We start from the raw sequence: 8,463 nt of genomic DNA, 5'->3' as shown, positions 1-8,463 counted from the left end.
CCCACCACGGGCTGATCCAGCTTGAGCAGGGCTTCAAGCAAGTGGCTGCCGATGAAACCCGCCACACCCGTGATCAGCCACGTGCGCGGCTGGGCTTGGAGGGTGGCGCGAACGGCTTCGAGACCGGGTGGGGCGGCGCGGCTCATAGACGCCACAGGGTGTGGCCAGCCGCCGCGATGGCCTGCGCGTCATAGGCCGACTTGATGTCGATGAAGACCCCGCCCGCCTTGAGCAGCGCCAGCAAGCCCGCCAAGGGCTGGCCGGTATAGGCGTGGTGCGAAACGGCCGCGACCACCGCATCGGCTTGGGTCAGCGCCGACCACGGCGCTAGGGTGATGCCGTATTCGTGCATGGCTTCAGCGGGCTCGGCCAGTGGGTCATGCACATACACGTCGCAGCCAAAGTCTTGCAGCTCAGCCACCAAGTCGGCGACTTTGCTGTTGCGCAGATCGGGGCAGTTTTCTTTGAAGGTCAGACCCAAAACCACGACCTTGGCGTTTTTCACCGAAGCGCCGGTTTGGATGAGCTTTTTGACGGTTTGCTGCGCCACATAAGCGGCCATACCGTCGTTGATGCGCCGCCCCGCCAGAATCACCTGCGAGTGGTAGCCCAGCATGTCGGCCTTGTGTGTCAGATAGTAAGGATCGACACCGATGCAATGTCCGCCCACCAAGCCGGGGCGGAAGGGCAGGAAGTTCCACTTGGTGCCCGCCGCTTGCAGCACTTCGAGCGTATCGATGCCGATGCGATCAAAGATCATCGCTAATTCATTCATCAAGGCGATGTTCAGATCGCGCTGGGTGTTCTCGATCACCTTGGCCGCCTCAGCCACCTTGATGCTGCTGGCGGGGTAGACACCGGCCGTGATCACCGCGCCATACACCTCGGCCACATGGGCCAAGGTTTCGGGGCTATCGCCCGACACGACTTTGGTAATTTTGGTGACGGTGCGTTCTTTGTCACCCGGGTTGATGCGCTCAGGGCTGTAACCGACGAAGAAGTCTTTCTTCCACTTCAGACCCGAAAACTTCTCGATGATCGGGATGCAGATTTCTTCCGTGGCACCCGGATAGACCGTCGATTCATAGACCACGGTGGTGCCGGGGCGGATGTGGCGGCCAACACTTTCAGAGCTTTTGACCAACGGCGTGAAGTCAGGCCGATGCGCCGCATCCACCGGCGTGGGCACCGCCACGATGATGAAGTTGGCTTGGGCCAACACGGCCGGATCGGTATGGCATTGCAAATGCACCGCTGCGGCCAAATCGGCGCTGGTCACTTCACCCGTCGGGTCGATATGGTTGCGATAGGCGGCAACTTTGTCGGCCGCCAGATCAAAGCCCAAGGTCGGCAGCTTCTTGCCGAACTCCACCGCCAAGGGCAAACCGACATAGCCGAGTCCGACGACGGCGAGGATTGTTTCTTTCAAGGAACCAGCTTGCATGAGCAAAAGTGCTTTCGGTGCGATGGGATGGGCCGCCGTGAAGACGGCTGGCATCAAGGCGCAGTCTCGCGACGTTTGTCACGAATTTTATCGTTCAAGCTGAAGGGAACCCCTTTACCCCCTAATCAAGGGGTACTTTCGGCAAAAAACATAAAAACACGATTTTTACATAAGACCATAAATTGGTCTCGTACTTCTCGCCACGAGAGGCCACGCACCATGTTTCATGGGCCTGTTTAGACCACAAACGGGAAAATTTCCCATTTCATTAGAGAGGAACGACTTAACACATCACCTCATCAAGCTGGAAACAGGCACCCAGAATGCAACAACCTACGAATACTCAAGAGTATTTGTGAGTACTTCTTAATTATTTTTTCAGCATCTATGACCTAGATTACGTTCATCAATACGGTCCAGACCAATTGGCGGTCTTCCTGTCTTTCATAAATAACTTCGCAGAGCACCATCACATGAACGAGCGCACCAACGAACGCGACACCACGTCGCAGGCTTCTTCTTCCGCTGCGGCTCATCAAGAGCACCTGGGTGGTGCCCGTGGTGACATGAAGCCCGCCGTCGCAGCCACACAGGCTCAGGCCCATGCGCAGCAGGCAGTGATGGTCAAAACGCGGACAGCCGCCGCATTGCGCCATGGTGAAGAGTTAGACGCTTTGGATGAAGCGGCGGATACGGACCCCACCCCACCGCCGGCCCCCGTGCCCGCTGAGCCTGTTCCGGCCGATCCGGTGCCCGCCACACCGACCGCCCCAGTGGCCCCCGCTGCCGTTGCCGCAGAAGCGGTCGCCCCGGCCGCCGCTGTTGCCGCACCTGAAGCCGTGGGTGCAGCAGCCGCCGGTGCTGGCGCTAGCGCAACCACCACCGCTGCCGCCGCAAGCACCAGTGGCAGTGCCGCAGCCACAGGTGGCTTTTTCTCCAGCACGCTCGGTCTGGCCAGCATGGCCGGTGGTGGTGTGGTCGTTTTGGCGGCTGCGGGCGGCGGTAGCAAGAGCTCCTCACCCGCCCCGGCACCAGCCACAGACACTACCGCACCAACAGCTCCCGTCGTGGCCCTGACCACCGACACCGGCAGCAGCCTGACAGACAAGATCACCCATGCCGCAGCGATCAGTTTGAGTGGCATCGAATCGGGTGCCACGGTTGAGTACAAGATCGGCAGCACAGGTGCTTGGACCACCACCTACACCGCTCCGACCACCGACGGCGTCTACGACGTGTCCGTGCGCCAGACCGATGCAGCAGGCAATCACTCTGCGGCAACCACACTGAACTTCACGCTCGATACGACCGCCCCGACGACTGCACCCACACTGACCTTGCTCAACGGTGCCGCCACAGGGGCCATGACCAAGAGTGCCCTGCTCACCGCCCTCACGCCGTCAGCCGATGCCTCCGCCATCGAATACCGCGTGGATGGTGGCACTTGGTCCAGCACCTACACCGCACCGATCAGCAATGCGGCACACACCGTTGACGCGCGCCAAGTCGATGTGGCTGGCAACGCTTCAGCCATCAGCACGGTCAACTTCACGCTCGACACCGTGGCCCCGGCTGCTCCGGTCGTGGCCTTGGCCAACGGTGCCACCAGCCTGACCAACAGCGCCATCCTGACCCCCGTCACGCCTGATCCGGGTGCTACGGTCGAGTACAGCGTCGATGCTGGCAATTGGTCCACCACCTACGCCGCCCCGGTGGGCAATATCCTGCACACCGTCGATGTGCGCCAAACCGACGCGGCAGGCAACAGCTCGGCACCGACCACGCTGGCCTTCACGCTCGATACCATCGCTCCGGCTATCCCTGTGGTCAGCTTGGCCAACGGTGCCGTTTCTGGTGCCAGCACCAACAGCGCGTCCTTGGCACCCTTCGCTCCCACAGAAACCGGCGCAGTGGTTGAGTACCGCATCAACGGCGGCACGTGGGGTGCATACACACCCCCTACGACTGACGGTGCGTACACGGTGGAAGCCCAGCAAGTTGATGCCGCTGGCAACGCCTCAGCCCCCTCGGCTCCGCTGAGCTTCACCCTCGACACCTTGGCACCTTTGCCCGCCACCCTCGCCTTGGCTACCCCAGCCGTGGGCGGGGTCGTCGCTAACTCGACGGTCAACGTCACGGGTATCGAACTCAATGCTGCGGTGCAATACCGCGTCTACACCACCGGCACCACCCCCTCGGCTTGGAACACGCTGGCTCCGGATATCAACGGTGCCTACACCGTGCCTTCGCAAGCCACCAGCGGCTTGTACACCGTGGATGTTCAAGTCATCGACGCGGCGGGTAATATCAGCCCCCTGGGTTCGACCAGCTTTGACCTGCAAGGCAGCCCGGGGCCGGTGGTCGCGTTGGCCAGCGATACCGGCGTATCCACTGCCGATCTGATCACCGCCAACCCCACCCTGAACATCCCCGCCTCGGCAACCGCAGCGTTGTCGCAGACGCAGTACAGCGCCGACGGCCAGACGGGCTGGACCACCGTCACGCCCACTTGGTCACAAGGTCTCAACACGGCCTATGTGCGCTACAACGACCCGCAAGGCGCGACACCACCCAGCTTGGTCACCGCGTTCCAATTCACGCTCGACAACATCGCCCAAGCCCCGACGCTGAGCCTGCAAACGGGCACCAGCGCCCTGACCAACAGCAGCGCCGTCACCTTGGTTGGCGTTGAAACGGCTGCCACGATTGAATACAGCACCGACGGCGTCAACTGGGTTGCCCAGCAACCCGCCGCCATTCAAGGTGCCAACACCCTGTACGTGCGCCAAACCGACGTGGCTGGCAATGTCTCGGCCGCCTCGACCGCACTCACCTTCAACTTCGATAACGTTGCCCCCATCGCCCCGGGTGTGGTCCTGGCCAACGGTGCAACCAGCCTGACCAACAGCGCAACCTTGGCAGCACTTACCGGCGTCGAAGCCGGCGCTTCGGTCGAATACAACGTCGATAACACGGGCTGGCTGCCCAGCTACACGGCTCCTGTCGGTGACATCCTGCACACGGTCCAAGTGCGCCAGACGGATGCCGCAGGCAACGTCTCGGCCGTCACGCCGCTGAGCTTCACGCTCGACACCGTGGCCCCGGCCTCTCCGGTCGTCGCTCTGTTGAATAACGCCACGAGCCTGACCAATGACGCAGCCTTGGCCGCTATCACGCCGGAAGTGGGTGGCAAGGTCGAATACAGCCTGAACGGCAGCGGCTGGTCCACCACCTACACGCCGCCCACAGCACCGACCAACGGCACCGCCTACACGGTAGCGGTACGTCAAACCGACGCGGCAGGCAACAGCTCGGCACCCACCACGCTGGCCTTCACGCTGGACAACGTCGCTCCGGTCACCCCTGGGCTGGCCTTGACGGCCGATACCGGCGTCTCGGCCACCGACCTCATCACCAATAACCCGGCCTACACCGCCACAGCAACCGAAGCCAACGCTTTGGTGCAGTTCAGCACCGACAACATCAATTGGTCGGCCACCCAGCCCGTGTTGGCAGAAGGGGCCAACACGCTCTACGTGCGCCAAACCGACGCCGCTGGCAACCTGTCCGTAGCTTCCGCGCCCGTCACCATCACCCTCGACACCATCGCCCCGGCAGCGCCGTCGATGGTCCTGTCCGGCACCCAAACCGCCGTCAACGCCACCACCCCGGTGACCAATTCGGCCATTGATCTGGTGGGGGTTGAACCCGGTGCCGCCGTGCAGTACCGGGCCTATACCGGCGCAACACCTTCGGCTTGGACCTCTCTGGTGGCTGTCGGCGGCACTTACACCGTGCCCTCGCAACCCACCAGCGGCCTCTACACCGTCGATGTCCAAGTCACCGATGCCGCAGGCAACACCAGCATCCTGAGCAGCGCAGCCTTCAATTTGCAAGGCACAGCGGGTCCGGTGGCTCAGCTGGTCAGCGATACGGGTATCGCGGGCGACTTGATCACCTCCAATAACGCCCTGAACATCCCAGCCTCCACCACACCCGGGCTGACACAAATCCAGTACAGCCCGGATGGTTTGTCCACGAGCTGGGTTACTTGGCCGCCAACCACCCTGCCTTGGGCCGAGGGTCTGAACACCGGCCATTTCCGCTACGTCGATCCGACCAACGCCACCCCCCCCAGCTTGGTCACCACCTTCCAGTTCACCCTTGACACGGTTGCACCGGATGTGACCACGTCGAGCCTGACCTACACCGCCTCGACGCTGGCCGCAACCCAAGGCACGCTGGTTGCCACCGTCGCACTGGGTGCAAACGCTGCTGTGGGTGACACACTGACGTTGACCATCGCGAATGCCTCCGCACAGCCGGTCGCCAAGGCCTTGTCAGCAGCAGACATCGCCGCCAAGTCGGTGTCCATCACCATCGACCAAGCCACGCTGGTCAGCGGTACCTCAACCAGCGCCAGCGCCCAGATCACCGACGTGGCAGGCAATAGCCTCCCGGCCGTGGTTTCCACCGCTTTGGTCTTTGACAACGTCGTCGCCGCTCCCACCGGCTTGGCCTTGGCGGTAGACAGCGGTCTCGCTGGTGACAACATCACCAACAACGCCAACATCAATGCTGCCGCACTCGTCGGCGTCGAACCCGGCGCTTTGGTCGAGTACAGCCTGGACGGCGGCCTCTCTTGGGGCGCTTACACAGCACCCACCGTCAACGGTCAACACAGCGTGCTGGTGCGCCAGACCGACGTGGCCGGCAACCTTTCGGTCGCCTCTGCACCGCTGAGCTTCACCCTCGACACCGCTACCCCAACCGTCGCCTCGGTCGCCTTGACCTACGCAGCCTCCACCCTGGCTGCAACCCAAGGTACCGTGACCGCCACCGTCGCCTTGGGGGCCAACACCGTCGCGGGCGACACCTTGGCGCTCACCCTCGCAGGCGGCGCTGTGACAACTCAGCCTGCGGCCGTGATCCTCTCGGCCACGGACATCGCCAACGGCTCGGTCACCCTCACCATCAACCAAGCCACCCTTACCAGCGGCTCGTCTTACACCGCCAGCGCCCAGATCACCGACGTGGCAGGCAATGCCTCCGCCACCGTGGCCTCCACCGCTTTGGCCTTCGACAACATCGTCGCAGCCCCCACCGGCTTGGCCTTGGCGGTAGACAGCGGTCTCGCTGGTGACAACATCACCAACAACGCCACCTTGGCAGCACTCGTCGGCGTCGAAGCCGGTGCGTTGGTCGAATACAGCTTGGACAACGGCGCTTGGGGCGCTTACACCCCGGCTACCCTCACCAACGGTCTGCATACCGTCAGCGCACGTCAAACCGACGCAGCCGGCAACCTCTCGGTCGCCTCCGCACCGCTGAGCTTCACCCTCGACACCGTCATTCCGACCGCATCCGCTGTCGCTTTGGCCTACACCGCCTCGCCCTTGGCGGCCACCGCCGGCACCCTCGCAGCCAACGTCACCTTGGCCGCAGGCACTGCCGCTGTCGGCGACACCCTCAATATCTCTATCCCCAACGGTGCGACGCCCGTTACTGCCTCGGCCATCCTCAGCGCTGCGGATATCGCACTCGGCTCCGTCTCAGTGCCCGTACCCACCACTGCTTTGATCAGCGGTACCACTTACACCGCCGCCGCATCCCTCACCGATGTGGCGGGCAACACCTCGATGCCCGTGGTTTCCACGTTGGCCTTCGACAACATCGTCGCAGCCCCCACCGGCTTGGCCTTGGCGGTAGACAGCGGTCTCATGGGTGACAACATCACCAACAACGCCACCTTGGCAGCACTCGTCGGCGTCGAAGCCGGTGCGTTGGTCGAATACAGCTTGGACAACGGTGCTTGGGGCGCTTACGTCCCGCCGACCCTCAACGGTCTGCATACCGTCAGCGCGCGTCAAACCGACGCAGCCGGCAACCTCTCGGTCGCCTCTGCACCGCTGAGCTTCACCCTCGACACGGTGGCCCCGGTCGCGCTAGCGGTGAGCCTGCTTAATGACTCGGCTGATCCATCGCCCTTCGCCGCCTTGGGCTTGGGTACGGACCGCATCACCAAAGATCCAACCGCCAATTTCACCCCAGAAACAGTGGGCAATCTGGTCGAATACAGCACCAATGGTCTGACGGGCTGGACGCCGATCACCACCTTGGCACCCGGCGCGCTGGCTGATGGCGTGTATAGCCTCTCAGTGCGTGAAACCGATGTGGCGGGTAACACGACCACTTCGGCCCCTGGTGCGTACAGCTTCACGCTCGATGCAACTGCCACGACACCGACCGTGGTGTGGGATCCATTGACCTCAAAAGTGGCGGCGAATGGCAGTGTGTACACAAAGAACGGGATGTACACGGCCAACGCCACGGACCTGCACCCATCCACCGACATGTACAGCTTGGACGGTGTAACTTGGTTCAACTTGCTTGACATGACGACCATTGCGATCCCCGGTCGGCTTGTCAACACCATCACCGGCGCACCCTTCACGCTGCAAGTGCAATCCACCGATGCAGCGGGCAATGTCTCAGCGATTGCGGCGGTGCCCTTCATCCTAGACAACATCACCACCGCTCCTGTGGTGGGTTTGGCGACCGACACAGGTTGGCTGAACGACACGCTGGGCATCAACGTCAACGCCCGTTTGACCAGCCAGCCCAATTTCGCCGCCGTGGCCACAGAGGCCAACAGCACGCTCAGCTACAGCACCGATAGCGGCATATCGTTCAACCCGGTGGTGCTCAATCCCACCACGCAGACGTTCACGCCGCAAATCACTGTGGACGTCAACGGTGCCGCGATTCCCAACATCAACCAAGTCGCTGCCCCCACCGAAATCAGCCTGATCGTGCGGCAAACTGATTTTGTCGGCAACTTCATGGATACCAACGGCTCCTTCTTGTTGGATAACTTCGCCGCAGCGCCGGTCGTCACGGGCTTCGGCGGAGCCGGATCAGGTGTGGCCGTGAACGACGCGACCTTGACGCTCGGCGGTGAGTCGCTCACGGCGCGTTTTGAAGTCAGCGCCGATAACGGCCTCACTTGGGTCAACTCC

At 62.5% G+C, this 8,463-nt stretch carries 3 protein-coding genes; 1 reads left to right on the top strand and 2 read right to left on the bottom strand.

Annotated elements, in window-relative coordinates:
* Window positions 1-146, bottom strand: a 146-nt coding sequence (locus AC3VI7_RS11240) for an NAD-dependent epimerase/dehydratase family protein (protein ID WP_489671530.1), incomplete at its 3' end; no start/stop codon positions are given.
* Window positions 143-1,444 carry a nucleotide sugar dehydrogenase gene (locus tag AC3VI7_RS11235; protein ID WP_489671107.1) on the bottom strand — a complete coding sequence of 434 codons (1,302 nt, stop codon included), beginning with the start codon at window positions 1,442-1,444 and terminating at the stop codon, window positions 143-145. The genes AC3VI7_RS11240 and AC3VI7_RS11235, both read right to left, overlap by 4 nt.
* 473 nt (window positions 1,445-1,917) lie before the next feature.
* On the opposite strand from AC3VI7_RS11235, the gene AC3VI7_RS11230 reads away from it, so the two are divergent.
* Window positions 1,918-8,463: Ig-like domain-containing protein (locus AC3VI7_RS11230; protein WP_489671529.1), on the top strand; the 6,546-nt coding region annotated here is incomplete at its 3' end.

The sequence above is a fragment of the Leptothrix toolikensis (SeqCode) genome, from assembly GCF_057922285.1.
The sequence above is the reverse complement of the archived record's forward strand: the minus strand, read 5'-3'. Positions and strand labels throughout refer to the sequence as shown.